Genomic DNA, 25588 nt, shown 5'->3' with positions numbered 1-25588 from the left:
AGGTCTAAAAGCCAGATATTCGGTTTTCATAATAAAAACTCATAAAAACAGACCCACAACCACCACCCTTAGATCTAATAACAGGATAGCGGATGAAACGTCTCCGTCCCTTGGTAGCCCAGGCTGCCAATTGGGAACCCCCGGTTCCCCGCAAGCATTTCTATGCCATGCTATTGCTCACGGCCATGACGCTGTCAGCGGTAGCCGTATTGCCAGCTCCCGGTGACATCCTGGAGCGGCCACTGCGTCTGGAGTTGCCGATCGCCACCACGGGCACCGCAACCAACGAAGACAACACCGACTTCAACGACATTCCGGATCACGAGCTGGTCGAGTCAGCCGCTCCCGAAGACGACATCCCGGCGGATGCCACGCCTCAATGGCAAGATTACCGGGTTCGCAATGGCGAGAACCTGACCACCATCTTCAACAACCTGGGGCTGTCCACCACCACCCTCTACAAGGTGCTGGATGCGGATGCCAAGAACAACCTGGCGCGTCTCAAACCCGGTCAGACCATCGAGTTGCTGATCGATCAGGACAACATTCTGCAGCAGTTGAAGATCCGCCTGAACATCAAGCAGACCCTGGTGCTGGAGCGTACCGACGACACCTATAGCGCCAACATGCTCAATGAAGAGGTAGAGTGGCAGCAGAAGAGCTATGACGGTGTCATCAACGGCAGCTTCTACGTCAGCGCCCGCAATGCCGGTATCCCGGCCAACCACATCCAGAAGATTGCCAACCTGTTCCAGTGGCGCCTCAACTTCGCCAAGGATTTGAAAAAAGGTGACAAGTTCAAGGTGCTGGTCCGTCAGGAGACGGTCGACGGTAAGAGTACGGGCAATACCCAGTTGCTGGGGGTCGAGGTGTTCAGCCAGGGCAAGGCCGTGTCAGCCTGGTTGTCGGAAGATGGCAACTATTATGACGGTCAGGCAAACAGCCTGGAGCGCGGCTTCCGCCGTTATCCGACTCACAGCCGTTACCGGGTCAGCTCCAGTTTCAACCCGAATCGCCGTCATCCCATTACCGGGCAGGTCCGGCCCCATGAGGGGACCGACTTTGCCCTGCCGGTAGGCACGCCCATCATGGCGACCGGTGATGGTGTGGTCCTCAAGGCAACCAGCCACCCGCTGGCAGGCACCTATGTTGTGATCAAGCACGGCCGTACCCTGATGACCCGTTATCTGCACCTGAGCAAGCTGCTGGTCAAGCCGGGTCAGAAGGTGAAGATGGGTGACAAGATTGCCCTCTCCGGCAACACGGGCCGCTCCACCGGTGCTCACCTGCACTACGAGGTGCGCATCAACAACCGCCCGGTGGATCCCATGAAGATCAAGCTGCCGATGGCGGAGCCGCTCTCCGGTAAGGACAAGCGTCAGTTCCTCGCCAAGGTGAAGAGCTACCGCAAAGAGATGGAGGCGGGCTGAACGGCTCCCTCCTGACGAAAAAGGCCCCGCAAACTGGCGGGGCCTTTTCATTGCAGAACGGCTTCAATAACCCTTGTCAAAGTCGATCCTGCCGTCCAGCTGCTGACCATCGATGAAGCGGATGTAGTTGCGGATGAAGATCTGGGCCACATCTTCCGGGAAGCTGTAGGCGCTGTTGTGGGGCGTCACGATGAGATTGGGCTGGTGCCAGAGCGGGCTGTCAGCGGGCAGGGGTTCCTGCTCGAACACATCGAGCACCGCCATGGCGGGCTTGCCGGCTTGCAGTGCCGCCAGCAGATCCCCCTCATGGACGGCATTGCCCCTGCCGACGTTGAAGAAGATGGCGCCCGGTTTGCAGTGGCCGAAGCGTTCGGCGGTGAAGAGATGGCGTGTCTCGCGGGTGGCGGGCAGCACGCTGACGATGACATCGGCCTGGGCCAGCATCTTGTTGAGTGCCGGCAATTGGTACACCTGATCGAACCCGGCACGCTCACGGCCACTGTGGCTGATGCCGAGCACCCTCATGCCAAAATGTTTGCCGGTGTGGGCGATATGCTGCCCTATGCTGCCGGTGCCGAGCAGCAGCAGCGTCTTTCCCTTCAAGCCCTGATAGGGATGGCTCTGCCAGACGCCCTGTTGCTGCTGCTCGCGATAGAGTGGCAACTGGCGGGTCAGGCTGAGCAGATGGCCGAACACATACTCGCTCATCAAGGGGCCGAAGATGCCGCGGACATTGGTGAGCAGGTAGTCGCGGCGGCAACTGGCGTCCAGCAGCACGTCGACCCCGGCATAAGTGGACTGGAGCCAGCTGAGCTTGCCGGCCTTGGCCAGCAGCGGCTTGGCCCGGGCAGGCTCGGCCATCAGGATATGAGCGTCACCGATAAGCTGTTCGGCCTCGGCCTGATTGTCGGCCCGAAGAATGTGCAGATGGGGAAGATGGGCCGCCTTGAGCAGGCGTTCATAGTGGCTGTTGTCCTGACTCAACAGCAGCAGGGTACGTTGGCTCATACTCTTGTTCCTTATCGTGTTTATGGCAAGGCGAGAGGGATGCTGTCTCCATCTTACCCCAGTTGATCGGGCAAGATAGTCGAGCAGGGCGCTTTTTCATTTTTAGACGGGGCCCTCGTGGGCTACAATCTGCCCCACATTTTGCAAAGGATCCGACTCCAGTGTTTGGTGACAAGTTTTATAAGCGACTGGCCGAGCTGCAGCCCTGGCAGCAAACCGTCTATACCCTGGCGCTGGCAGAGCGCATGTACCCCAACTATGTGCTCTTTACCCAGGCCTCCGGTTTCGGGGATGCGAGGGCATTCCGTCACGCGCTGGATCAGATGTGGAACTACCTGACGGTCAAGGGATCCCGCGTCAATCTTGGTGCCATTCTGGAAGCGTTTGAAGTCTACATTCCCGATCCCCGCAAGTTTGAATCCTACGGCGCCTATCCGGCACTGGACGCCTGCGTGGCGCTGGGTTGTGCCTACAACTCGGTGATCTGCCGGGTGGGGGAAGAGGCCAACGACGCCAGCCATGCGTCTGTCGGCACGGTCGCCGGCTTCATAGAGATGCTGGAAGAGCGGGATCTCAGCGATGAGGAGCTCTATGAGCACGAGTACATGGAGGCCGAGCTGGAGTTCCAGGTCGAACTGCTCAAACGGGTGGCCCATGAACGGGACAGCGATCGCATCCTTGCCATCCGCGCCTTCGCGGCCCAGGACGGCGTCTCCAACATCGGCATCAGCCTGGAGGCGTAACGCCATCGCGTACTGCCCATAGAAAAAGCTCCCGGTCGGGAGTTTTTTTTATCTCTGAGCGTTCATTTTTTGGTGTGTGAGAAAGCATTTATGCATTTTTTTCAAATGGTTAACTTTTTTTCTCCTGATTCTTAGGGGCCATTCGTTGCTGTTGTAAGCTCGCTTCTATTGGTTGCACTTGACAGAGAATCACCGACGAGAACAACTCCATTACTGAGGTCATCTATGAATGCAACAGAGCTTTGGCTGCTTTCCCCCGAGCAATTCAACGAGTGACGGCGTGAGAACGATTATCCCCGTATCTGGGCGCTGCTGGTGGCGTCGCTGCCCCATTTCGACGACTGGATGGCGGAGCAGAAGATAGAAAAAAGCGTGATCTTCCAGATCGGCATCGCCCGCTTCATCAGCTCCCGCTGCGTGCTGAGCCTTTGTGTCTACATGAGCGACGACAAGGTCCGCCTGTATGAGAGCGCCTCGAGTGCACTGGAATCCCTGCGCAAGAGCGGCCTCATCCGCTCGGAGACCCGTTTCGAGCCTTACAGCATGTGGCTGGCGGGAAAACATGGCAATGACGAGGTGAAACGGGTGCAAAGCCTGCTTTCGGTCTCGGAGAACAACAAGGGGGAGGCCCAGGTGCTGGGCAAGCATCGTTTGCTCAACATCGGCGGTGTTACCCTCAAAAGCCCCATCATCTCCGGCCGGTTGCTCGATTTTACCTGTCTCGACGAGCTCTCTCTCGATGGGGCCGTCAACAACTCCAAGGTTTATCTGTGGCACTGCTCGGCCAAGGGGGTCAGGGTCAATGGCGGGGTGATCGGGCTCGATCTGTTCGACTCCCTGCTGTGGGACCACAGGGCCTGGGCCAAGAAGCGGGAGCTGGCGCTGGAGGACGGGGTCTTTCAGGACTTCACCATAGAGTGCGAGGAGATCCGCTTCCACTCCTCCCGGGCGGTGCTGAAAAACTTCAGCGTCAGCGCCAAGAACTTCGATGCCACCATGGAGCACACCAACCTGGACAAGGTGGAGGTGGTCTACAACGACAATGGGCGGATCGACCACAACGAGGCGAGCAAACTCTATCGCAATGCCAAGCGTCTCTTCTCCAGCGTGGGTGACACCGTCGACGCCGGCGAGTGCTACTACAAGGAGAAGCTGCACGAGATGAAGTCCCTGGCGAGCCCGCGGGAGCTGTTCCGGGAGCGCTGGTTGCGCAGCGGTCCGATGACGAAGTGCTGGCTCTCCCTGTTGTGCTATCTCAAGTACGCGGGCAAGTTCATCAGCTTCATCACCTGGGGGTTTGGGGAGCGTCCCATCAGAAGCCTGCTGATGTCGATGGGGGTGATCCTGCTGGCGACCCTGACCTATTTCCTGGCACCGGAGTCTGCAACCCACGGCCATCTGGGGCGCTCCCTCTATTTCAGCATCGTCACCTTCGTGACCCTGGGTTATGGGGACATCTCCCAGACCTCCTCGCCGCTGCAACTGCTGTCGGCCATCGAAGCCTTCTGCGGCATGTTCCTGACCGGTCTCTTCCTCGCGGGTTTTGCCTCTAAAACCAAGCAGTATTGACGGGAGCGCCGACGGCGGGTGCCATCAGTGCCCGCCTCCGGTGCCCTCCTGCTGTCTTCCCATCCCTCCCGGCTGTCCCGGCGACCTTGCTTGACGCAGCGGCGGTGGAGCGACTTTATTTAAAGTCATCGCATGCCATGACAAGCGATGGCGCCACCAGCGCCCGGACATGACGCAATCAGAGGAGAAAGCCCGGTATCGATCCGCCAACCACCGATGTAGAGAAGGAATAACGCTATGATATTGAATCACTTATGGGGATTGTATGCCCATCCCCACACCGAATGGCATACCATAGACGAGCGGCACGACAGCTTCAGAAACAGTCTGACCCACATCCTGCTCGTGGCCCTTATCCCTCCCATCTGCGCCTACTATTCCGCCGTTCACATCGGCTGGAGCATCGGGGTCGGCGATCCCATCACCCTGACCGCCAACAGTGCATTCAAGCTGTCGGTCGCCATGTACGTGACCCTCATCATCGGCGTGCTGGCACTCTCCTATCTGGTGCACTGGATGGGGCATACCTTCGGCTCGGATCCCAGCTACACGACCTCGCTGGAGCTGGCGGCCTACACCTCCACGCCACTCTTCATGGTGGGCTTCTCCGCTTTCTTCCCGCATCTCTGGTTCGTGATGCTCATCGGTTTGGTCGGGCTGACCTATTCCGTCTACCTGCTCTATATCGGCGTGCCCATCCTGATGCACATCACCAAGGAGCAGGGATTCATCTACGCCAGCTCAGTGGTGACGGTCGGTTTGGTGCTGCTGGTCTGCGTGCTGGCTGCCACGGCCATCCTGTGGGGATCCGGCTTCGGTCCCGTCTTCACCCAGTAGCCGTGTATGCCGACGGCAACGACGACAAGGGCGCCTTGATGGCGCCCTTGTCGTTGATCTCTCACCTGGTCGGCGTGTCTTTGCCAGACCCGGGAGGGACGTCGTCTGCGTTGATCAGCGGGGATTGCCGCTGCCGATGCCGAACGGGATGCGGTAATCGCTGCTCTGATCGCCGAGGCTGACGGTCAGGTTGCCCTGGGCGCGGCTCGGGATCTGTACCTGTTGGGTACCCATCAGGTTGGCGTGGACGGAGGCCACCAGATCACCGGATTCATCGCGCACCTCCAGCATGGGGTTGGCCTTGCCGGCCATGGCGGCGCTGGCATGCCAGTTCACGAACAGCACACCCGGGGTGGCGTTGAAGTCGGCGGGGACGGAAGCCTGGGCAACACCGGCGCTCATCAGGCCTGCAACGGCCAGCATCTTGATCACGTTTTTCATGTTCATTCACTCTCTTGGTTTTTATGTCATTGGCAAGGCCTGACAGGACTGCATCAATGCATCCTTGCAAGAGGTCATTCAAATGGTGTGTTGTTTTGTCACGGATGTTTGTCACCCATGTGTATGGGGGGCTGCCATGAACGACCAGTTGTTTTGCGGCTTGGCGCTCCTGCCTAAGCGATGTGTGAATATTAAGCGCCTCACCCGGTCATTGTTAGCGAGATAAACTGGCCTACACGTTCAAAAAATGTGAATGATGTTTTGTGGGGAGGAAGCAGGCAGGTTGGAGGGGGGTCACCCTTCCGGAGAGAGGTGCATGTCCCAGACCTGACACCGGATTGTCACATCCGGTGCGTACTGTGCGGCTTCATTTTCACACTTGTTCAAGGATGACTATGTTTCGCGTTTCCTCCCTTGCCGCCTGCGTGGCGGCCACCCTGCTGAGCGGCTGCCATTCGGGCAATGACTCCTCCTCGCCCGCCGTCGGCGACTATCAATACAGCACCAAGGCGGTCTATGCCGCCCGTCAGGCAATGAACAGCTATGAGGTTGCCCCTGAAGGCTTTAGTCCCGTCTTCACCGAACTGGTGGCACGCCACGGCTCCCGCTCGCTGTCCAGCCCCAAATACGACGTGCTGACCAAGCTGGTGTGGGAGGAGGCCGCGAGACAGGGGGCCTTGACCGAGCTGGGCCAACGGCTCGGCGCCAAGGTGGACGCCGTCACGGCCGCCAACCAGACCCTCGGCTATGGCCTGCTGAGTGCGCTCGGCAAGGAGGAGCACGCCAACCTGGCGACCCGGCTCGCCGAACGGCTGCCCATCCTGCTGACCGCTGAATCGACTCCCCTCTGCCTCAAGGTCGAGACATCGGGCAAGGATCGCGCCAACGAAAGCGCCTACTTCTTCATGCAGAGCCTGGCCAAACGGGTCTCTCTGGTGACAGACAGCCCCGACTGTTACGTAAGCCAGGAGAACCCTTCCGAGATCGACAAGGGGCTGCGCAACAAGTTCGAGCTCTACTTCCACAAGACCGAGCCGCAGGGGGAGTACACCCGGTATCTGCCCACCTTCCAGGCCTATCAGGCCTTTGTCGGGGACGAAGACAACGGGGTGGCTCCCGCTCCCGAGCTGACCGAGGCCCTCGATGCGCTCAAGGCCCTGCCCAGGACCCGGGTGATGGCCCGCGAGATGCTCGAGCGTCTCTACAGCAAGGCCTTCGTCGACGAGCTGGCCGCCGGGGTGGATTACGTGGCGGTGAATCCGGAAGACGGCGGCAAGACCCATGTGCGCGACGAGGTGGACGCCGCCCTCATGCTCTACAACCTCTTCATCATCGGCCCGGGGATGATCCGGGAGGCGCAGGCACAAGGCGGGTCCTGGGATCTCGAGCAGTTCATCACGCCAGAGGAGTCTGCCTGGTTCTCCTACCTTTCCGATGCCGAGGACTTCTATGAGAAGGGGCCGAGTCTTGCCAGCCAGAGCGCCACCTACGCCGTGGCCCAGCCCCTGCTTGACGGCCTCTTCAACGAGGTTCAGACCCAGGTGGTGGAAGAGGCGGGTGAGCATGTCGCCAAGCTGCGCTTCGCCCATGCGGAGACCCTGATCCCGCTGGCGGCCCTGATGAAGCTGGAAGGGAGCCGCCAGAGCGCCCAGCCCGGCGTGCTGATGAGCCAGGAAAACAACGAATGGCGTGGCGGCTGGGTCTCTCCCTATGCGGCCAACATCCAGTGGGATGTCTACCGCAACGAGGCCGGCCGGGTGCTGGTGAAGATGCTTTACAACGAGAAGGAGCTCGCCTTCAAGGCAGGTTGCGCCCCCATTGCTGTGGGCAGCTTCTTCTATGACTTCGGCGAGCTCAAACGCTGTTACGACTACTCGTCCTGACGCGCTCGTACCATCCCCGGGGCCGGTCATCGCCGGCCCCGATTTTTTTGGTTCAGGCGGAGCCGGCTTGTCGACGACCCGCCTGCCAGGTGGTGCCCATGGAGGCGGCGATGATGGCGGTTATCCCGAGCCATTGGGACGGGGGCAATTGTTCGCCCAGCCATACCAGTCCCATCAAGGCTCCCATGGCCGGTTCACCGCTGGTGAGAATGCCGTAGCTCTTGAGGGGAAGGCGGCGCAGGGCAAACATCTCGAGAGAGTAGGGGATGGCGCTCGAGAGCAGCCCCACCCCGATGATGGTGAGGATCACGGGGACGGTGAATGACGCCTCGATCGCACCCTCCAGCCCGAAGGGCAATACCAGCAGGGTGCCCACCCACATGCCCAGCGCCGGAGCCTGTGAGCCCAGCAAGGCTCCTGCCCGCTTTCCGGTGAGCATATAGAGCCCCCAGAAGAGGCCAGCCCCGAGAGCCAGTGCTGCACCCAGGGGATCGATGGCCTGCTGTGTTGCCCGCAGGGGCAAGAGCAGCAGCAGCCCGGCGATGGCCAGTATCAGCCAGATGAAGTCTGCCCGGTGGCGTGAGGAGAGCAGGGCCACCGTCAGGGGGCCGATGAACTCGATGGCCAGGGCAACGCCGAGGGGAATGCGTGCGATGGCGAGATAGAAGAGCAGGTTCATGGCCCCAAGCGACAGGCCGTAGGGGATGGCGCCCAGCAGGGTGCGTCGGTCGAGGGGGGCACGCCAGATGCGAAACACCAGGGAGAGAAGGAGGGCGGCGCACCCCAGCCGGAACAGGGTCGTGCCTGCGGCTCCGAGCAGGGGAAACAGGGATTTGGCTAGGGAGGCGCCGAGGGTGATCGACAACATGGCGAGCAGGACGGCCAGAAGAGAGGAGAGGGCATTGGGATTGGGTTGCATGGTGTTCATACCGAGCAGGACGATGGGCAGTAAAATATATCTGGAGACTTGGGTAAAACCGGTCTAATACTGGCCTTGTGCGATAATTTTTATCTAATGAACCCCATGACCGACAAATTTGATCTGCTCATCCTCGCCGAGCTGCAACAGGATGCCCGTCTGCCCACGACGGAGCTGGCCCACAGGGTCGGTCTTTCCGCCCCAGCTTGCTACCGCCGCGTCCGCGCCTTGCGGGAGTCCGGTCTCATCAAGCGGGAAGTGGCGCTGGTGGCACCGTCCACCATGGGCTGGCCCATCACCATGCTGGTGCTGGTGACCCTGGAGCGGGATCATGGCCGCATCGTCGATGAGATGATCGCCAGCCTGCAGCGGGAACCCGAGGTGATGGATCTCTGGTATGTGACGGGGGAGCAGGACTTCGTGCTGCAAGTGGCCGCCAGGGACATGCAAAGTTACGAGCAGTTCACCCGTCGGGTGCTCCATGCCAGGGATCAGGTACGCAGTTTCAAGACTCTGGTGGCCATGGGACAGCACAAGCGTTGCGGCGCCTTGCTGCCCGGGTAAAGAGGGGGTTGCGCCGAAGCCTTGCCGGCAGAGCGCCGTCAGGGAAAGGAACAGGGGCAGGTACGGCCTGCCCCCTCTGTGTCAGCCTGGTTCCCCGGGCGCCAGCTCCTCTGCCGTCATGGGGCGCAAGACCCGGCAGGGATTGCCGACCGCCACTACGCCTGCCGGAATGTCTCTGGTGACAACGGACCCCGCCCCGATGACGCTGTTGTCCCCTATGGTGACGCCCGGGCAGATGACGACGCTGCCCCCAATCCAGACGTTGTTGCCGATACGCACCGGTTTGCCGAACTCCACCCCCTTGATGCGCGGCGCTACCGCCACCGGGTGGGTAGCGGTGTAGATCTGCACTCCAGGGGCCAGCAGCACGTTGTCGCCTATGTGTACCTCGCACACATCCAGGATGGTGCAGTTGAAATTGGCGTAGAAATTCTCGCCGACAAAGATGTTGGCGCCATAGTCGCAGAAGAAGGGGGGCGTGATGAAACAGCGTTCTGCGCGGCCACCCAGCAGGCGGGTGAGGCGCTCATCCCAGTCAGGGGCATCGGTTCGCTCCCGGTTCAGTTCTCCCAGCAGGGCGCGGCACTGCTCCCGCGCAGCCCGCAGTTCGGGGTCCCCTGCATCATAGGGCGCTCCCGCCACCATCTTCTGCCACTCGGGGCCACGCACGGCGGGCCGCTGCACTGTTGTTGCGTCAGTCATCATTGCTCCATCAGCCAGATCAGGGATTCGTAAGGGCGCAGCTTGCAGGATTGCGGGCGGGCCGGGCTATCCGGGTAGTTGCCAAGCAGCAGCCGCGCCTCCCCGCTTTGCAGCTCGGCAGGCAAGGCAAACTCCACCGGCTCGCCGTAGAAGTTGCTCACCACCAGCAGGGTCTGACCGTGGGCGCGGCGGGCATAGGCCCAGATCTGCGGGTGCCCGGTCAGCAGCTCCTGATAATCCCCCTGAGTGAAGATGGGGTGCGCCTTGCGAAGGGCGATGAGATCCCGATAGTGCCAGAACACCGAGTGCTGGTCGGCGAGCGCCGCCTCGGCGTTGATCTCGGGGTAGTTGGCGGCTGGCTTGAGCCAGGGCGTCCCGCTGGTGAAACCGGCGTTGGGGGCGGCACTCCACTGCATCGGGGTGCGCGAGTTGTCCCGGGACTTGGCGCCGAGAATGGCGAGGATCTCGGCCTCGCTCATCCCTTCCGCCTGCTTGATGGCGAAGATGTTGCGGCTCTCCACATCCTGATAGTCGTCGATGTGCTGATAGCCGGGGTTGGTCATGCCGATCTCCTCCCCCTGATAGATGTAGGGGGTGCCTTGCAGGCCGTGCAGCGTGCTGGCCAGCATTTTGGCGGCGACCACCCTATGCTCGCCCTCATCGCCGAAACGGGAGGCGATGCGCGGCTGATCGTGGTTGCACCAGAACAGCGCCGACCACCCCTTGCCATGCATACCGCTCTGCCAGTGGTTGAAGATGCGCTTGAGTTCGAGGAAATCGAACGGGGCCTTGGTCCACTTGTCGCCGCCCGGGTAATCCACCTTGAGGTGATGGAAGTTGAACACCATGGAGAGCTCGGAACCATCCAGCGCGCCATAGCGCTGGCAGTGTTCCAGGCTGGTGGAAGACATCTCGCCCACCGTCATGGCCCCCACGGGGGCGAAGACGTCGCGGCTCACATCCTGCAAAAATTCGTGGATGCGCGGCCCGTCGGTGTAGAAGCGGCGGCCATCCCCCACCTCGTCGTCAGGGAATGCCTGATCCTTGGAGATGAGGTTGATGACGTCGAGGCGGAAACCGTCGACCCCTTTCTTCGCCCAGAAATGGATGATCTTCTTCACCTCGGCGCGCACGGCCGGGTTCTCCCAGTTGAGATCCGCCTGCTCGCGGGCAAAGAGGTGCAGGTAGTACTGGCCGGTGGCCGGATCCAGCTCCCAGGCGCTGCCGCCAAACTTGGATTGCCAGTTGTTGGGCACGCCGCCGTCCACCGGATCTTTCCAGATGTAGTAGTCGCGATAGGGGCTGTGCTTGTCCCCCAGCGCCGACTTGAACCAGGCGTGCTCGGTGGAGGTGTGATTCACCACGATATCCATCACGATGCGGATGCCGCGCGCATGGGCGGCGCCCAGCAGGGCCTCGAAATCGCTCATGGTGCCGTAGGCGGGATCTATGTTGAGGTAATCGGCGATGTCGTAGCCGTTGTCCACCTGGGGGGAGACGTAGACCGGGGTCAGCCAGAGGGCATCGACCCCCAGCGTCTTGAGATAGTCGAGGCGGGCCATGATCCCCTTGAGATCACCGGTGCCACGGGCGCCGGAATCCTGAAAGCTTTTGGGGTAGATCTGGTAAATCACGGCGCTTTGCCACCAGGGTGTCTGTGTCATGGTTGGTTCGCTCATTGGTTGAAACCGGATTAGTTGGAACAGGGCAACGATAAAGGGCGGAGCCAGGGCTCCGCCGAGGTTGTGTGGATCAGGCCGTGGCCAGATCCAGCTTGCCGGCAGCCTGCTGGCGCTTGTAGACCAGCAGGGTCAGCAGGGCGGGGACCACGATGGCCACCAGCATGGCGACGGCGTAGATGCCCCAGTATTGCGGCTGGATGGAGAGGATGCCCGGCAGGCCGCCCACCCCGATGCCGTTGGCCATCACACCGGTGAAGCCGCAGATGAGAGCCGCACAGCTTGAGCCCACCATGGCGCACAGCATGGGGAACTTGTACTTGAGGTTGATGCCGTACATGGCCGGCTCGGTCACCCCGAGATAGGCGGAGATGGCGGCCGGGACCGAGATCTCCCGCTCGTTCTCCTTGCGGCTGATCAGGATGATGCCGACGACCGCAGACGCCTGGGCGATGTTGGAGAGGGCGATCAGCGGCCAGATGGGGGTGCCGCCCATGCTCTGCATCAGTTGCAGGTCCACCGCGTTGGTGGTGTGGTGGATGCCGGTGATGACCAGGGGCGCATAGAGGAAGCCGAACAGGGCGGCGCCGATGGGGGCAAACGAACCCGTCATGGCCGCCTTGGCGGCAAAGCCGACGCCGTCACCAATCCAGCGGCCGAACGGACCGATCAGGGCGTGGGCCACGATCACCGCCAGCAGCAGGGAGATGAAGGGCACAATCACCAGGTAGAGATAGGCCGGGATGATGCGCTTGAGGCTGGTCTCCACCCAGGCGAGGAAGACACCCGCCAGCAGGGCCGGAATGACCTGGGCCTGATACCCTACCTTCTGGATGACGAAGAGGCCGAAGTCCCACACTTCCGGGGTCTGCTGGCCGATGCCATAGGCGTTCATCAGTTGCGGCGACACCAGCGTGATACCCAGCACGATGCCGAGGATCTCGGAGCCGCCCATCTTCTTCACCGCAGACCAGCAGACACCCACCGGCAGGAAGTGGAAGATGGCTTCACCCAGCAGCCAGAGGAAGGCGTGCACCTGGGCCCAGAACTGGCTGATCTCGGTGAGGGTGTGGGTGCCGTCGTCGAACATCTTGATGTCGCCGATGACGTTGCGAAAGCCCAGGATCAGACCACCGGTGATGATGGCGGGCAGCAGGGGGACGAAGATCTCCGCCAGGTGGGAGATGCCGCGCTCCAACGGGTTCATGTTGTGGCGGGCGGCCTGCTTGGCGGCCTCCTTGCTGCCACCGCTCACGCCGATCTCCTGGGTGAGCGCCTTGTACCACTGATCCACCTCGTTGCCGATCACCACCTGGAACTGGCCGCCCTGGGTGAAGCTCCCCTTCACCGAAGGGATGGTCTCGATGGCCTTGGGGTCGGCCTTGGCCGGATCGGCCAGCACGAACCTGAGCCGGGTCAGGCAGTGGCTGACAGTGGTGATGTTCTCTTTGCCGCCGATCCGCTCGATCAGCTGCGCCAGATGCTGTGTGTTGACTTTTGACATGAGCCTTCCCTCTGTGACTCCATGAATAATGGTCGTGTCTTTACCGGCTGGCCAAGGACCGCCCGTTTATTGGTATCGTTCCCAATCAGCATGAAGCCAGTGGCTGGCATCGGCAATGGGAACGTTCCCAATTCGTGGCGCTGGTCACAAAAAGCGCAAAACGCCGGGAATGGAGGAAAAGATAGACTACAGGGGCTGACAGGGGGCGATGGTCGCTCTGGGGGGCTGCCCCTCTTCAATCTGATCGAGCAGCTGTCTGGCGGCCAGTATACCGGCATCCTTGTAGCCGAAATCCAGGCTGAGGGTGTTGGCAAAGAGGAAAGTCAGCATGGGATTGCTGCCAAGGCCGCTCACCAGGATGTCGGTGCGACCCTGCTCCTGCAGGTATTTGGCGGCGCCGATGGCCAGGGTGTCGCTGGCACAGACCATGGCCTGAGTGGTGGGGGTGAGCAGCTCGGCCGCGAGCCGATAGCCGCTTTGCAGACCGAGATCCCCGAGGGCGCTGCGGGGCGTGCGCCCCTGTTCCCGACAGTAGTCGAGGTAAGCCTGATGCCGACGCAACCCGGTGGTGAGATCGCTGCGTTCCACCCCGAGATAGGCGACCTCGGTCAGGCCACGCTCCCCGAGGTGGGCAAGCACGGCGCGCACCGCCCCGTCATCGTCGAAGCAGACCGACGAGAAGCCGGGGCGCTCGCGGGCCATCAGCACCAGTTTCTCCCTGAGCGGCGCCATGGCGGCATAGTCCAGATCGTTGAAGGCAAACAGGATGATGCCGTCCACCCCGCGCCGTTCCAGCACCGCCAGGTGCTCGCTCACCTTGGCGGGGGAGAACTTGCTCTCCATCAGCACGGCGTCGTAGCCACGCTGGTAGAGGGTCTCCAGCATGCCTCGCACCGCCTGGTTCTCGGAGCTGGAGTCGAGGCGCGACACCACGATGCCGACCACCTGCTGGCTCTGGCTGCGCATGGCCCGCGCCGATTTGCTCGGCACGAAACCGTGCTGGGCGATCACCGATTCGACCCTGGCCCTGGTCTGGGCATTGACCTTGGGATCCTGATTGAGCACCCGGGAGACGGTCGACTTGCCGACCCCGCTGAGGCGAGCGATATCGAGGATGGTCAGTTTCTTTTCCATGGGGGATCCGTGACAGGGGAGGGCGACAACCGGGATGCAGACATTGTTGTGATTAACTCCTGTGAATACAAGCCCATGGCGTTAGAATGCCCTTTCCCAGGCGACTTTCTTCGCCGTTGCACAGGACGCGCATCATGGATCTGTTGGCAAGTCTGCACTTCTCTCTCTCCATCACGGGCCCCATCTGTCTGGTGCTGGTACTCGGCATCTGGCTCAAGCGGCTGGGTCTCTTGCCCGACAGCTTCGTCGAGTCCGCCTCCCGTCTGGTGTTCCAGGTCACCCTGCCAGCTCTGTTGTTTCTGAGCATGGTGCGCACCGATTTTTCCACCATGCCGAGCCCCTGGCTCATCCTCTACGGCCTGCTCGGCACCCTCGCCGGTTTCCTGGTGCTGGAGGTGCTGGCGGCCCGTTTCATCAGCGAGCAGAAACTGCGGGGCATCTTCGTGCAGGGCAGTTTTCGCGGCAACATGGGGATCATGGGGCTGGCCTATGTGCAAAACGCCTACGGCCCGGAGGGGATAGGGGCCGCCGCCCTGCTGGTGGGCTCCATCACAGTGCTCTACAACATCCTCGCGGTGATCACCCTGACCCGCAGCCTGGGGGGCGGAAAGGGGCTCGCCCCCATACTCAAGGGGATCGTCAAAAACCCCCTCATCATCGCCATTCTGGCGGCCCTGCCCTTCGGTCTGCTCGGCATCGAACTGCCCCAGCTGGTCATCAGCACGGGCAACTATTTCGCCAACATGACCCTGCCGCTGGCCCTGCTTTGCACCGGCGCCAGCCTCAACCTCAAGGCCCTGCGCGGCGGCGCCATGCTGACTGGCTGGGCCACGGTCAACCGGTTGTGCTGCATCCCCGTGCTGCTGGTGCTGGGGGCCTGGGCGCTCGGCTTCAGCCCTCAGGCCCTCGGCATCCTGTTCCTCATCAGCTCTACCCCCACCGCCGCCGCCAGCTATGTGATGACCCGTGCCATGGGGGGTGACAGTGCCCTCGCGGCCAACATCATCGCCACCACCACCCTGGGCTCGCTCGTCACCACCAGCCTGGGGGCCACCCTGATGAACTACCTGGGACTGATGGGGTGATGGGGCGCCGCCATGATGCACGACCCGGGGTTGACGGGATCGGCATTCGCCCTTGACCTTGCCGGAGGCGGCAGCTTTAGGTTGAGGTCACATCGACAGAGGAGAGAGCCCATGACCATCGAACTCACCGTTACCGGCATGTCCTGCGGCGGCTGCGCTGCCAGCCTGCAAAAGGCCTTGCTGGCTCAGCCGTCAGTCCGCACCGCCACGGTCGACTTTGCCAGCCGCCAGGCCGTCATCGAGAGTGAGCTGAGCAAAGCCGAGTTGATCGCCCTGATCGAGGCGAGAGGCTTTCAGGTAGAGTGAATTATCACTTAATTGGTATAAATCAGACTAATATTCTGTTTACTTCTTTTTATTGGTGAGAGTGATCACTTAAATCCCGTTTGAAAAGAATAAAAATGCTGCAATTCCCTCATCCAAAAGGATTGCAGCATGACCCTTCCCATTCGCAAGACCCTGATCGCCGCCGTACTCGGCCTGACCCTCTCCCCCATGGCCATGGCGCTGCCCAGCGTGTACATTCTGGCCACCGGCGGCACCATCGCCGGGGCGGGCCAGTCCGCCACCCAGTCCAACTACGAGGCAGGCAAGGTGGCCATCGAGACGCTGATCGCCGCCGTGCCCGAGATGAAAAACGTGGCCGACGTGCAGGGTGAGCAGGTGGTCAAGATCGGCTCCCAGGACATGAACGACGAGGTGTGGCTCACGCTCGCCAAGCGCGTCAACGCGCTGCTGGCCAGGGATGACGTGGACGGCATCGTCATCACCCACGGCACCGACACCATGGAGGAGACCGCCTACTTCCTCAATCTGACCGTCAAGAGCGACAAGCCGGTGGTGCTGGTGGGCGCCATGCGCCCCTCCACCGCCATGAGCGCCGACGGCCCCATGAACCTCTACAACGCCGTGGTGACTGCCTCCGACCCCGCCTCAAAGGGACGTGGCGTCATGGTGGCGATGAACGACACCGTGCTGGATGCCCGGGACGTCACCAAGACAAACACCACAGGAGTGCAGACCTTTGCTTCCCCCAACTTCGGCCCGCTCGGCTACCTCCACAACGGCAAGATCGACTACCAGCGCAGCCCGGCCCGCCAGCACACCAGCAAGACCCCGTTCGATGTGAGCAAGCTCGACAAGTTGCCCCAGGTCGGCATCGTCTACAGCTACGCCAACGCCTCGGATCTGCCGGCCAAGGCCCTGGTGGATGCCAAGTTCGACGGCATCGTCAGCGCCGGGGTGGGCAACGGCAACCTCTACCACACCCTGTTCGACACCCTGGCCAAGGCGAGCAAGGACGGCATTCGCGTGGTGCGTTCCGCCCGCGTGCCGACCGGCTCTACCACCCTGGATGCGGAGATCGATGATGCCAAGTACGGCTTCGTCGCCGCCGAGACCCTCAACCCGCAGAAAGCGCGGGTGCTGCTGATGCTCGCCCTGACCCAGAGCAAGGATCCGGCCCAGATCCAGCGCTGGTTCCAGCAGTTCTGAGACCTCGGATCGGTCTGATTGACACTACCCCGTGAGATGAAGGGCAGGATGGGATCCTGCCCTTTCTTGTTGCGCCAGAGGCAGAGGCCGGCCCTCAGCTCATCATCAGCCAGCCGCAGAAACCCAGGTAAACCAGCCCCACCAGGGCGAGCCTGCCCGCCGTCATCCGCTCCCGACTGAACCCCCTCCACAGCAGCGCGACCGCCAGCAGCGTCACCAGGGAGGAGGCCATCATGGTGCTGTCCAGCAGCCAGGGGGTGAACAGCAGGCAGAACGCCTTGGGAATGGTGCCCTGGATCATCATGGCGCCGGAGATATTCGCCAGTGCCAGCCGGTGCTTGCCCTGCCGCACCCAGATGAGCACGTTCATCAGCTCGGGCATTTCGGTGGCCACCGGGCTCAGCAGCAGGGCGGCCACTACCGGAGAGAGACCGAACAGCTCGCCCATGTTCTCCAGCTGGTGAACGAACAGCTGGGCCGCCAGCGCCACCACACCGAGCGCCACCAGGGTTTGCAGCAGCACCTTGCCGAGCGCCGGGATCCTGGTGTGCGGATCCAGCTTGAGGGGGGAGGGCAATTCGGCATCGTGGCTGTCGGTCTGTTTCAGCTCACGTCGCACATAGAGGAGGTACATCAGCACGAACAGGGGGGCCAGCCAGGTTTTATCGGTGAAGGCCATCATGCCAAGCAGCACGGCCAGCAGGAAGATACCGGCAAACCAGGCCTGATCGCGGCCTATCTCGCGCTGCACCTCACCATGAATGACCCTGTGCCCATGGTCCAGGCACAGCAGCAGGGTCACGCCAACGGCTGCATAGCCAAGGGTGGAGAGCACCAGGGGACCGCCGAGGGCCGCACCTATGCCTATCTGCTGCTGGGCGGGGGCATCCCCCATCAGCAGGGCGGTCAGGGTGACGATACATTCGGGCAGGGCCGTGCCGAGGGCCGCCAGCAGAGAACCGGTGGCACTTTGGGACAGTTTGAAATGATGGCCGGTCCATTCGATGCCGTTGACGAAGTATTCGCAGGCCAGATAGATGGTGACGGCAGAGATCAGAAATAACAGCAGGGTGATCAGCATGATGAGTAACCGCCAGGCGAGCAGAACAACCGATGGACCCGATACGGCTCGCCCGGCTGGCGTGCATATCGGGGCCAAAGGTCTTGCAGGACGATAGGTGCTATCGCCGCCCATGCCATGGATCTGCGGATCCAAGAGTGTTGACATGGGCCCTGCCCGGATTTCGGGCGGGTTGCTACTCCCCAGTGACAGTGCGGGCTTTTTACCAAGTGGCTCGGTGAGGCGCAAGACCAACAGGGGATGATCCGCGCGACAAGTTGTAAAAGGATGTGACAACCCTCGACTCTCCCGTCCGGGATCCTGATCTTTTTACGGGGATCCTTGTGCTGGCACAGCGATTGCTATGAGTTGGCTACTGTCCACATTGACTTGGGAAGGGTGAACGATGAAACGGTGGATCCAACATTTTTACCAGCTTAATCGCCTCAACTGGCTGATGGTCTGGCTGCTGCTCTGCTGCAGCATCATCCTGCTGTTTCCGGCCGGATTGATGAAAGGTGCCGTGAGCCAGTGGGCCACGGCTCATGCGGCCTGGCTTGGAGTCGGCATGTTGATCGCCATCTCCTATTTCTGCAGTCAGGGCTTCCTGATCGCCTGGGAGTGGGCCTGTGACGAGTGGCAGTCCCGCCGCCAGCAGGATCAGCTGGCCCAGATGATTGGCTTCCTCGACTTCAACGAGAAGGCGGTGCTGCGGGAGTTCGTACTGCAACGGAAAAGCGTCATAAACCTGCCGATCACCGAACCCGCCGTCAAAAACCTGATGGATGCCGGCGTGCTCACCTACGCCTACGGCAAGCCGGCGCGAGAGAAGGAGGACGAGAACCAGATCCGCGCCCTGATGATCGCCCTGCCGGCTCGCCCTCTGCTGACCTACAAGGTTCTGGGACTGTCGCGGGGCAAGATGAGCGACGAGCAGGTGGAGCAGATCATGAATGCCAGGCCCAAATTCGCGCAGAAAAGCCTCCAGCGCTGACCTTCTCCCCCCATGAAAGAAAAGAGCCGGACATCTGTTCCGGCTCTTTGCTGTCTGGCGTTGCTTATTCGGTTCTGGCCTTGAGGTAGCCGGCGTAGTCGGGCACCTGGACGCTGAATGCCTGCTGCATGTGCGGGCTGTCCATGATGAAGTCCGCCGTCGCCTCGTTGGTGGCGACCGGGATGTTCCAGACGGCCGCGAGGCGCAGCAGGGCCTTGACGTCAGGATCGTGGGCGGCGGGATTGAGGGGATCCCAGAAGAAGATCATCACGTCTATCTTCCCTTCGGCGATGAGGGCGCCGAGCTGCTGATCCCCTCCCATGGGGCCGGAGAAGAGGCAGGTAATGGGCAGCTGCGCCTTCTTGCCGAGCAGGGTGCCCGTGGTGCCGGTCGCATAGAGATGGTGGAGCTTGAGCTCCTCCTTGCGGCGCAGCACCCAGTTCAGCAGAGGGGCTTTCATGTTGTCGTGAGCCACCAGGGCAACCCGTTTGTGGGGCGCCATCTCGCGTGCAATCAGTTCCATGGAGGTCATCCGTAGCAAAATGATGGGAATGGGGTCGTATCCTAATCGAAAGCGGCGCCTGCCGCTGCCCCATGCATCGTAACTGTGATCCCGGAGGCGGTTCAATCCGGCGCCTGCCATCCTGACAGCCTCTGGCCTGCCTTGTCAGCAACCAGGTTGGCTACCGTATCGTTGGGCAAGATCTCTGCCGCTGGTGCCATGAAAAAACCCGCCAGGGCGGGTTGGGATTGTCTCTTGATGTCATCTAGATTCAGGATGACTCGGCATGGAGCTGGGATTGCTGGTAGTTTTCCAGACCGATGCGGGCGATGAGATCGAGCTGGGTTTCCAGCCAGTCCACATGCTCCTCTTCATCCTCCAGGATCTCCTGGAACAGGTCACGGCTGACGTAGTCCTGCACGGACTCGGCATAGGTGATGGCGACTTTCAGGTCGGGGATGGCGTCCATCTCCAGAGACAAGTCACAGCGCAGCATCTCTTCCACCGTCTCACCGATGCGCAGCTTGCCCAGATCCTGCAAGTTGGGCAGCCCTTCCAGAAACAGCACCCGCTTGACCAGCTCGTCGGCATGTTTCATCTCATCGATGGATTCGTGATACTCCTTGTGCCCCAGCCCCTTGAGGCCCCAGTCATCATAGATGCGGGCATGCAGGAAGTATTGGTTGATGGCAACCAGCTCATTGGCCAGCACCTTGTTGAGGTGGGCAATGATTTTGGGATCTCCTTTCATCGACATTACTCCTCGTGTTCGAGCCTAGGCAACGATCACTAGAGCTTAGTCCAGAAACATGACCATAACGTGATGGGGAAAGTCGTCCCCTGGAGGGCAGAAGGAGAGATGAAGACGAGAAGTCGGCGGTTTTACGCCACTTCGTAATAGAGCGGTGCCTGCTCTGACTCCATCTTGTCGATTTCGGTAGCGATGATCTCCATCGCCATGCGCACACATTTACCACATTGAGTACCGACTTCCAGCGACTGTTTCAACTGTCGGAATTCAGTCTTGCCTGCCTGTACCGCCTTGCGGATCTGGTTATCTGTGATGCCGCGGCACAAACACACGTACATAATCTGGACCTCATGCTGGAATGAGATGAAATCTAAATGAGAATGGTTCGTAGTGCAAAGAACGAATGGTAATAAGATCCCGTGCTTGCCAGTGATTCCACCCTTGGGGAGAATGCCTTCATCAGAGAGGATGCGAACATGTTCAAAAAACTATTCAATGCCCTGTTCAAGGGAGAGATCGCCCAGAGCCCCGAGGTTGAGCCCATCGAATACATGGGCTATCTCATCTATCCCGAGCCCATGGCGGAAGGGGGGCAATACAGGCTGGCAGGTCGCATCACCAGGGAGATAGACGGGCAATTACAGACCCATCGCTTCATCCGCTCCGATCTCTTTGCCAACCCGGCGGATGCCGAGCGCTTCATGGTGCAAAAGGCCCATACCTTCATCGACCAGATGGGGGAGCGCATGTTTGAACCCCGTGTGAAGCCAGACGCCAGCCCAGCTCCATGATGTCAGCCGAGCTGCTCGCCTTGCGCCACGCTATCGCTCATGCCGGCGAGCGACGTCTGATCTGGCTGGAAGGGGAGCAGGATGACTGCATCGTTCGTGCCGAATCCTTGCTGTGGGGGGCGGTGTTCTGGCTGGGGCAGGGTCCTGAGCGTCATGTTCCGCAGCCTGCCGCCAAGGCGCTTCAACGGCTCGGTCAGGAGTGCGACACCCTGGTATTCAATGCCTTCAGTGGTTTTCACCCCGATGCATTCGGTGCCTTGGCGGGGACATTGAGGGCTGGGGGGCTCTTGCTTCTGCTGACCCCGCCGCGGGAGGCATGGCCGACCTACCCAGACCCTGATCGTCAGAGGCTGGTCGCCCAGCCAGAGGAGGTCGATCGTGCCGGGCAGGGGTTCATCTCCCGTCTGGTACGGTTGCTGGAAGAAGATCCGGCGCGAGATCTGACGCCTGCCTCTTGTGATATTACCTGGCAGCCTCTCGACGGGGACCGGCCGCTAAGCGCGGATCAGGCCCGTGCGCTGCCCGCCATCCACAACGTGTTGCACGGCCATCGCCGTCGCCCCCTGGTGCTGAGCGCCGATCGCGGTCGTGGCAAGAGCGCCGTGCTGGGGCTGGCGAGCGCCGACTTGCTGAGTCGGGATCCGGCCTTGACGATAGCGGTGACTGCCCCTTCCCACGCTACAGTGGCGACACTTTTTGCCCATGCAGAGCGCGCGCTGGCAGAGATGCCTGAGCGGCTGGCCGGTCTGAGCTATGTGTCCCCTGATCGGGTGGCTCAAGGAGACGTGCTGGCGGATCTGCTGCTGGTAGATGAAGCCGCCGCCATCCCGACCCCACTGCTGGAAGCCATGCTGGCCCGTCACAGTCGCATTGTCTTCGCTACAACGGAGCACGGCTATGAGGGGACGGGGCGCGGCTTTCATCTGCGCTTCAAGAGGGTACTCGATGAGCAAACCCCGGATTGGCAGGAGCTGCACCTGGTGGAGCCCATTCGCTGGAGCCTGAGCGATCCGCTGGAGCCTCTGATCTTCCGGCTCCTTGGTCTGAATGCCGACATATCGGCACCTCATCCCCCGACATCACCGACCTGGCGCCTGGTCGGACAAGATGAGCTGGCCCGTGATGACGCGCTGCTCAATCGGGTGTTCGGCCTGCTCGTGCTGGCTCACTACCAGACCAGCCCCAGTGATCTGCGGTATTTACTGGAGGGGCCGGATCTCGACATTCATCTGATGGAGCAGGGACAGGAGTTGCTCGGGGTGGCGCTGGTCGCGCGGGAGGGCAATATCCCCCCTGATCTGGCGCACGCAATCTGGGCCGGACGAAGGCGCCCTCGTGGACATCTGCTTCCCCAGTCGCTGCTGGCCCACGCCGGTTTCGTGACGGCGGGGGAGCGCTCTTATGCCAGGGTGATGCGCATCGCCATCCATCCTGCCCTTCATCGTCTCGGGCTGGGGTCTTGGTTGCTGGACAAGCTGGTATCACATTATCGGGTATTAGGGGTCGATTATCTGGGATCTGCCTTCTCCGCCAGTCCAGATCTGCTGCCATTCTGGCTCAAGGCGGGATTGAAGGTGCTGCGTCTTGGTCTGCAGCGCGATGCGGCCAGCGGCAGTCATGCAGCTTTGCTGCTGATGCCGTTGCAATCGGAATATCACGCCGAGCTGGCGCAATGGCGACAGCGTTTCATGAGCCAGTTGCCGGCCCTGCTGGCGGGTGAACTCAAGAGGCTGGATACCGAACTGGTCTGGCTATCCCTCAGAGGCGGACCTGTCACTCATGTGCCGGATCTGGATGAATTCGAGCATCGGGAACTCGATTGTTTTGCCCACCATCACAAGCCATTCGAATTGTGCCAGGCGACACTGCAACGCTGGCTGCTCCGGCGAGTGATGATGCTGGACGGGTTGAGTCAGGATGAACGACGGTTGCTGATCGCCACCATCTGGCAATATGCGTCCTGGTCCGAGCTGGCTGCCCGACAGGGTGTCGCGGGCAAACCCGCCCTGATAAAAGCATTGCGCTCCCTGCTGGCCAGACTACTGGCTCAGCAAGCCCCAGCGGGCTGACCCCGCCTCTGGCACGGCAGAAAACCACGGAGCCCGGGAGGAACCAATGGCCCCTCCCGGGTTCTGCACATCGATTCGACTCACCATGGCTGAAGCTCTCTCCGTTCAAGGCGCGGCCACCCCGGGACCCGTTTCTCCCTCTTCCCTGCTCGCGTTTTGCCCATTGCCACTGCTCTGATGAGCCTGGTCAGGGCTGTCTGCATTTTGGTTTTTTCTGAATATGGACTAATACTTGAATGTGAAATGAATTTTAATAAATGCATTATTTTCAGATGGTTAGCGTTGGGTGTATGGAATGCAGGCCATCTTCTCCAACGTGCACAGGGAGTGCAATGTGAGAAACGATGCAGCTCAGGCAGGTGCCGGAATGATGATGTGGTTCATCAGCAGCAGCGCCTTTGCCAATGAGATCCGGTTCAACATGACGCGCGGGGCGACCGCCATCAGCCAGCAGGTCTATGACCTGCACATGACGATTTTCTATATCTGTTGCGTCATCGGTCTGCTCGTCTTCGGCATCATGTTCTGGTCCATCGTGCACCATCGAAAATCGCGCGGTGCCAAAGCCGCCCAGTTTCACGAAAGCACCCGCATCGAGTTGCTGTGGACGGTCATCCCCGTGTTGATACTGATCGCGATGGCGGCACCGGCAACCTCGACCCTGTTGAAGATGGAGGATACCTCCAAGGCCGATCTCACCGTCCTCGTCACGGGCTCGCAATGGAAATGGCATTACAAATACCTAGAGTATCCAGTGGCGTTTTATTCCCTGCTGGCGACCAGCAAACAGCAGATCTCCGGTGATGTCCCCAAGGGCGGCAATTATCTGCTGGAGGTGGATAACCCTCTGGTATTGCCGGTCGGCAAGAAGATCCGTTTCCTGATGACCTCGGACGATGTCATTCACTCCTGGTGGGTTCCCGCCTTCGCCGTGAAAAAAGACGCCAATCCTGGCTACATCAACGAGTCCTGGACCCGGATCGACAAGCCGGGCACCTATCGTGGGCAGTGCGCCGAGCTGTGCGGCAAGGATCACGGTTTCATGCCTGTGGTTGTGGTGGCCAAATCCGCAGAGGAGTTCGAGAAGTGGATTGCCAGAAAGGGAGACGAGCAGGCAACTGCCAAGGCACAGCAACAGGCGCAGGCAGCGGAGACCATGACGTTGCCACAAGCCATGGCACAGGGGGAGAAAGTCTATCTGGGGCACTGCGCTGCCTGTCATCAGCCCGCGGGTACCGGATTGCCCGGCATCTTCCCGGCGCTCAATGGCAGCAAGGTGACCACACAGGCGGAACATCGGGCCCAGCATCTGGACATCGTCCTGCATGGCAAGAGCGGCACGGCGATGCAGCCTTTTGGCAAACAGTTGACGGCGCAGGAACTGGCCGCCGTCATCACCTATGAACGCAATGCCTGGGATAACAAGACCGGCGACCTTGTGCAGCCAGCCGAGGTGCAGTCCCTTCTCAACCCGGCCAATCCGGACAAGGACAAGTGAGGCGTCGGCATGAGTGATGGAATCACGGATACCCCGCACAGCGAACATGTCCACCAGCCAGCGGCCGGTCTGAGGCGCTGGCTCTACACCACCAATCACAAGGACATCGGTACCCTGTATCTGTGCTTTGCTCTCACCATGTTCTTTACCGGTGGCGCCATGGCCATGGTGATCCGGGCAGAACTGTTCCAGCCCGGACTGCAACTGGTGGAACCCCTGTTTTTCAACCAGATGACCACGGTACACGGCCTTATCATGGTCTTTGGTGCCGTTATGCCCGCCTTCACCGGCCTCGCCAACTGGCTGATCCCCATCATGATTGGGGCCCCTGACATGGCGTTGCCCCGCATGAACAACTGGAGCTTCTGGATCCTGCCGTTTGCTTTCCTCATCCTCCTGTCGAGCCTGTTTATGGAGGGAGGCGGCCCCAGTTCTGGCTGGACCTTCTATGCCCCCCTGTCCACCCAGTACAGCGGCAACAGCACGGCCCTGTTCGTCTTTGCCATTCACATCATGGGGATCTCCTCCATCATGGGGGCCATCAACGTCATCGTGACCATCTTCAACCTGCGGGCGCCGGGCATGGGTTGGATGCAGATGCCGCTGTTTGTCTGGACCTGGCTCATCACGGCGTTTCTGCTCATCGCTGTCATGCCGGTGCTGGCGGCTGCGGTGACCATGGTGCTGACGGACAAGTATTTCGGGACCAGTTTCTTCGATGCGGCCGGTGGGGGGGATCCTGTCCTGTTTCAGCACATTTTCTGGTTCTTCGGGCACCCGGAAGTCCAGGGCGGGATCATACCCTGAGATTTAATGGAACTTTCTGATTTTTCAGCGATCTGATCGGGTGTTCTCATCTTATTGGAGCCACCCGTTATGGACTTCTTCGCCCACTTATCGCTCATCGAAGACCCGCGCAGTTCTGTCAATC

Annotated in this window: 24 protein-coding genes, 1 pseudogene and 1 riboswitch; of the genes and pseudogenes, 14 read left to right on the top strand and 11 right to left on the bottom strand. The window is 60.9% G+C overall.

Annotation, left to right across the window (positions count from 1 at the left end):
* Window positions 1-92 precede the first annotated feature (92 nt).
* Window positions 93-1430: a murein DD-endopeptidase MepM gene (gene mepM / locus J9889_RS09760; protein ID WP_041212320.1), complete on the top strand. Its 1338-nt coding sequence runs from the start codon at window positions 93-95 to the stop codon at window positions 1428-1430.
* A 63-nt stretch (window positions 1431-1493) separates the two neighbouring features.
* Here mepM and J9889_RS09755 read toward each other — a convergent pair whose 3' ends face one another.
* Window positions 1494-2438, bottom strand: coding sequence for a D-2-hydroxyacid dehydrogenase (locus J9889_RS09755; RefSeq protein WP_043152907.1), 945 nt, complete (start codon window positions 2436-2438; stop codon window positions 1494-1496).
* 161 nt (window positions 2439-2599) lie between these two features.
* Here J9889_RS09755 and J9889_RS09750 point away from each other — a divergent pair, with 161 nt between their 5' ends.
* The 3 genes and pseudogenes from J9889_RS09750 (at window position 2600) to J9889_RS09740 (ending at window position 5587) form a co-directional block, all read left to right on the top strand.
* Window positions 2600-3181 (top strand): YjaG family protein, encoded by a 582-nt coding sequence (locus J9889_RS09750; RefSeq protein WP_042864483.1) that lies wholly within the window; start codon window positions 2600-2602, stop codon window positions 3179-3181.
* A gap of 225 nt (window positions 3182-3406) precedes the next feature.
* Window positions 3407-4750 (top strand): annotated as a pseudogene (locus tag J9889_RS09745) (potassium channel family protein).
* 237 nt (window positions 4751-4987) lie between these two features.
* Entirely contained in the window at window positions 4988-5587 is a 600-nt protein-coding gene (locus tag J9889_RS09740; protein ID WP_029314835.1) for a Yip1 family protein, read from the top strand.
* Window positions 5588-5701: 114 nt separating this feature from the next.
* Here the strand turns inward: J9889_RS09740 and J9889_RS09735 are convergent, their stop codons facing one another.
* Window positions 5702-6034 carry a hypothetical protein gene (locus J9889_RS09735; protein ID WP_039039727.1) on the bottom strand — a complete coding sequence of 111 codons (333 nt, stop codon included), beginning with the start codon at window positions 6032-6034 and terminating at the stop codon, window positions 5702-5704.
* A 383-nt stretch (window positions 6035-6417) separates the two neighbouring features.
* Here J9889_RS09735 and J9889_RS09730 point away from each other — a divergent pair, with 383 nt between their 5' ends.
* The gene (locus J9889_RS09730) at window positions 6418-7911 is read left to right on the top strand and encodes a histidine-type phosphatase (protein ID WP_103858510.1); all 1494 of its coding nucleotides are present in this window, start codon (window positions 6418-6420) and stop codon (window positions 7909-7911) included.
* A 52-nt stretch (window positions 7912-7963) separates the two neighbouring features.
* Here the strand turns inward: J9889_RS09730 and J9889_RS09725 are convergent, their stop codons facing one another.
* Window positions 7964-8839, bottom strand: coding sequence for an EamA family transporter (locus tag J9889_RS09725; protein WP_103858511.1), 876 nt, complete (start codon window positions 8837-8839; stop codon window positions 7964-7966).
* A gap of 96 nt (window positions 8840-8935) precedes the next feature.
* Between J9889_RS09725 and J9889_RS09720 the strand changes: the two genes are divergently transcribed.
* On the top strand, window positions 8936-9394 hold the full coding sequence (locus tag J9889_RS09720) for an Lrp/AsnC family transcriptional regulator (RefSeq protein WP_210556545.1): 459 nt from the start codon (window positions 8936-8938) through the stop codon (window positions 9392-9394).
* 81 nt (window positions 9395-9475) lie between these two features.
* On the opposite strand, the gene J9889_RS09715 is transcribed toward J9889_RS09720, so the two are convergent.
* The 4 genes from J9889_RS09715 to treR form a co-directional block, all read right to left on the bottom strand.
* A complete protein-coding gene (locus J9889_RS09715) occupies window positions 9476-10096 on the bottom strand; it encodes a sugar O-acetyltransferase (protein WP_043152895.1) in 621 nt (206 codons plus the stop codon).
* Window positions 10096-11760, bottom strand: coding sequence for an alpha,alpha-phosphotrehalase (treC, locus tag J9889_RS09710; protein WP_103858513.1), 1665 nt, complete (start codon window positions 11758-11760; stop codon window positions 10096-10098). The genes J9889_RS09715 and treC overlap by 1 nt, the downstream gene beginning before the upstream one ends.
* An 88-nt stretch (window positions 11761-11848) precedes the next feature.
* Window positions 11849-13279 (bottom strand): PTS trehalose transporter subunit IIBC, encoded by a 1431-nt coding sequence (gene treB / locus J9889_RS09705; protein WP_113978228.1) that lies wholly within the window; start codon window positions 13277-13279, stop codon window positions 11849-11851.
* 186 nt (window positions 13280-13465) lie between these two features.
* Window positions 13466-14413 (bottom strand): trehalose operon repressor TreR, encoded by a 948-nt coding sequence (treR, locus tag J9889_RS09700; RefSeq protein WP_041211765.1) that lies wholly within the window; start codon window positions 14411-14413, stop codon window positions 13466-13468.
* Between the two features lie 134 nt (window positions 14414-14547).
* On the opposite strand from treR, the gene J9889_RS09695 reads away from it, so the two are divergent.
* The 3 genes from J9889_RS09695 (at window position 14548) to ansB (ending at window position 16992) form a co-directional block, all read left to right on the top strand.
* Window positions 14548-15498, top strand: coding sequence for an AEC family transporter (locus J9889_RS09695; RefSeq protein WP_113978225.1), 951 nt, complete (start codon window positions 14548-14550; stop codon window positions 15496-15498).
* A 111-nt stretch (window positions 15499-15609) separates the two neighbouring features.
* A complete protein-coding gene (locus J9889_RS09690; RefSeq protein WP_042864882.1) occupies window positions 15610-15804 on the top strand; it encodes a heavy metal-associated domain-containing protein in 195 nt (64 codons plus the stop codon).
* Window positions 15805-15933: 129 nt separating this feature from the next.
* Complete coding sequence (gene ansB / locus J9889_RS09685) at window positions 15934-16992, top strand: L-asparaginase 2 (RefSeq protein WP_210556543.1); 1059 nt, start codon at window positions 15934-15936, stop codon at window positions 16990-16992.
* A gap of 94 nt (window positions 16993-17086) precedes the next feature.
* Here ansB and J9889_RS09680 read toward each other — a convergent pair whose 3' ends face one another.
* The gene (locus J9889_RS09680) at window positions 17087-18073 is read right to left on the bottom strand and encodes a sodium:calcium antiporter (RefSeq protein WP_246878069.1); all 987 of its coding nucleotides are present in this window, start codon (window positions 18071-18073) and stop codon (window positions 17087-17089) included.
* 89 nt (window positions 18074-18162) lie between these two features.
* Window positions 18163-18269: riboswitch (yybP-ykoY riboswitch) on the bottom strand.
* Between the two features lie 189 nt (window positions 18270-18458).
* On the opposite strand from J9889_RS09680, the gene J9889_RS09675 reads away from it, so the two are divergent.
* Window positions 18459-19046 (top strand): superinfection exclusion B family protein, encoded by a 588-nt coding sequence (locus J9889_RS09675; RefSeq protein WP_041213974.1) that lies wholly within the window; start codon window positions 18459-18461, stop codon window positions 19044-19046.
* Between the two features lie 64 nt (window positions 19047-19110).
* Here J9889_RS09675 and J9889_RS09670 read toward each other — a convergent pair whose 3' ends face one another.
* The 3 genes from J9889_RS09670 to J9889_RS09660 form a co-directional block, all read right to left on the bottom strand.
* Window positions 19111-19569 (bottom strand): methylglyoxal synthase, encoded by a 459-nt coding sequence (locus J9889_RS09670; protein ID WP_041211864.1) that lies wholly within the window; start codon window positions 19567-19569, stop codon window positions 19111-19113.
* A 250-nt stretch (window positions 19570-19819) separates the two neighbouring features.
* Window positions 19820-20299, bottom strand: coding sequence for a bacterioferritin (gene bfr, locus J9889_RS09665; RefSeq protein WP_010675778.1), 480 nt, complete (start codon window positions 20297-20299; stop codon window positions 19820-19822).
* A 131-nt stretch (window positions 20300-20430) separates the two neighbouring features.
* Window positions 20431-20637, bottom strand: coding sequence for a bacterioferritin-associated ferredoxin (locus tag J9889_RS09660; protein WP_039039715.1), 207 nt, complete (start codon window positions 20635-20637; stop codon window positions 20431-20433).
* Window positions 20638-20775: 138 nt separating this feature from the next.
* Here J9889_RS09660 and J9889_RS09655 point away from each other — a divergent pair, with 138 nt between their 5' ends.
* The 4 genes from J9889_RS09655 (at window position 20776) to J9889_RS09640 (ending at window position 25464) form a co-directional block, all read left to right on the top strand.
* Window positions 20776-21090, top strand: a complete 315-nt coding sequence (locus J9889_RS09655) for an HlyU family transcriptional regulator (protein ID WP_041211748.1) — start codon at window positions 20776-20778, stop codon at window positions 21088-21090.
* A complete protein-coding gene (locus tag J9889_RS09650; RefSeq protein ID WP_113978222.1) occupies window positions 21087-23159 on the top strand; it encodes a GNAT family N-acetyltransferase in 2073 nt (690 codons plus the stop codon). Before J9889_RS09655 ends, J9889_RS09650 begins: the two co-directional genes overlap by 4 nt.
* Before the next feature lie 367 nt (window positions 23160-23526).
* A complete protein-coding gene (gene coxB / locus J9889_RS09645; protein ID WP_223933336.1) occupies window positions 23527-24657 on the top strand; it encodes a cytochrome c oxidase subunit II in 1131 nt (376 codons plus the stop codon).
* A gap of 9 nt (window positions 24658-24666) precedes the next feature.
* Window positions 24667-25464 (top strand): cbb3-type cytochrome c oxidase subunit I, encoded by a 798-nt coding sequence (locus J9889_RS09640; RefSeq protein ID WP_246878068.1) that lies wholly within the window; start codon window positions 24667-24669, stop codon window positions 25462-25464.
* Window positions 25465-25588 lie beyond the last annotated feature (124 nt).

Source organism: Aeromonas sp. PrichA-15, from assembly GCF_017939245.1.
GTDB lineage: Bacteria > Pseudomonadota > Gammaproteobacteria > Enterobacterales > Aeromonadaceae > Aeromonas > Aeromonas caviae.
Note: the sequence above shows the minus strand (reverse complement) of the source record. Positions and strands in the feature narration are given on the sequence as shown.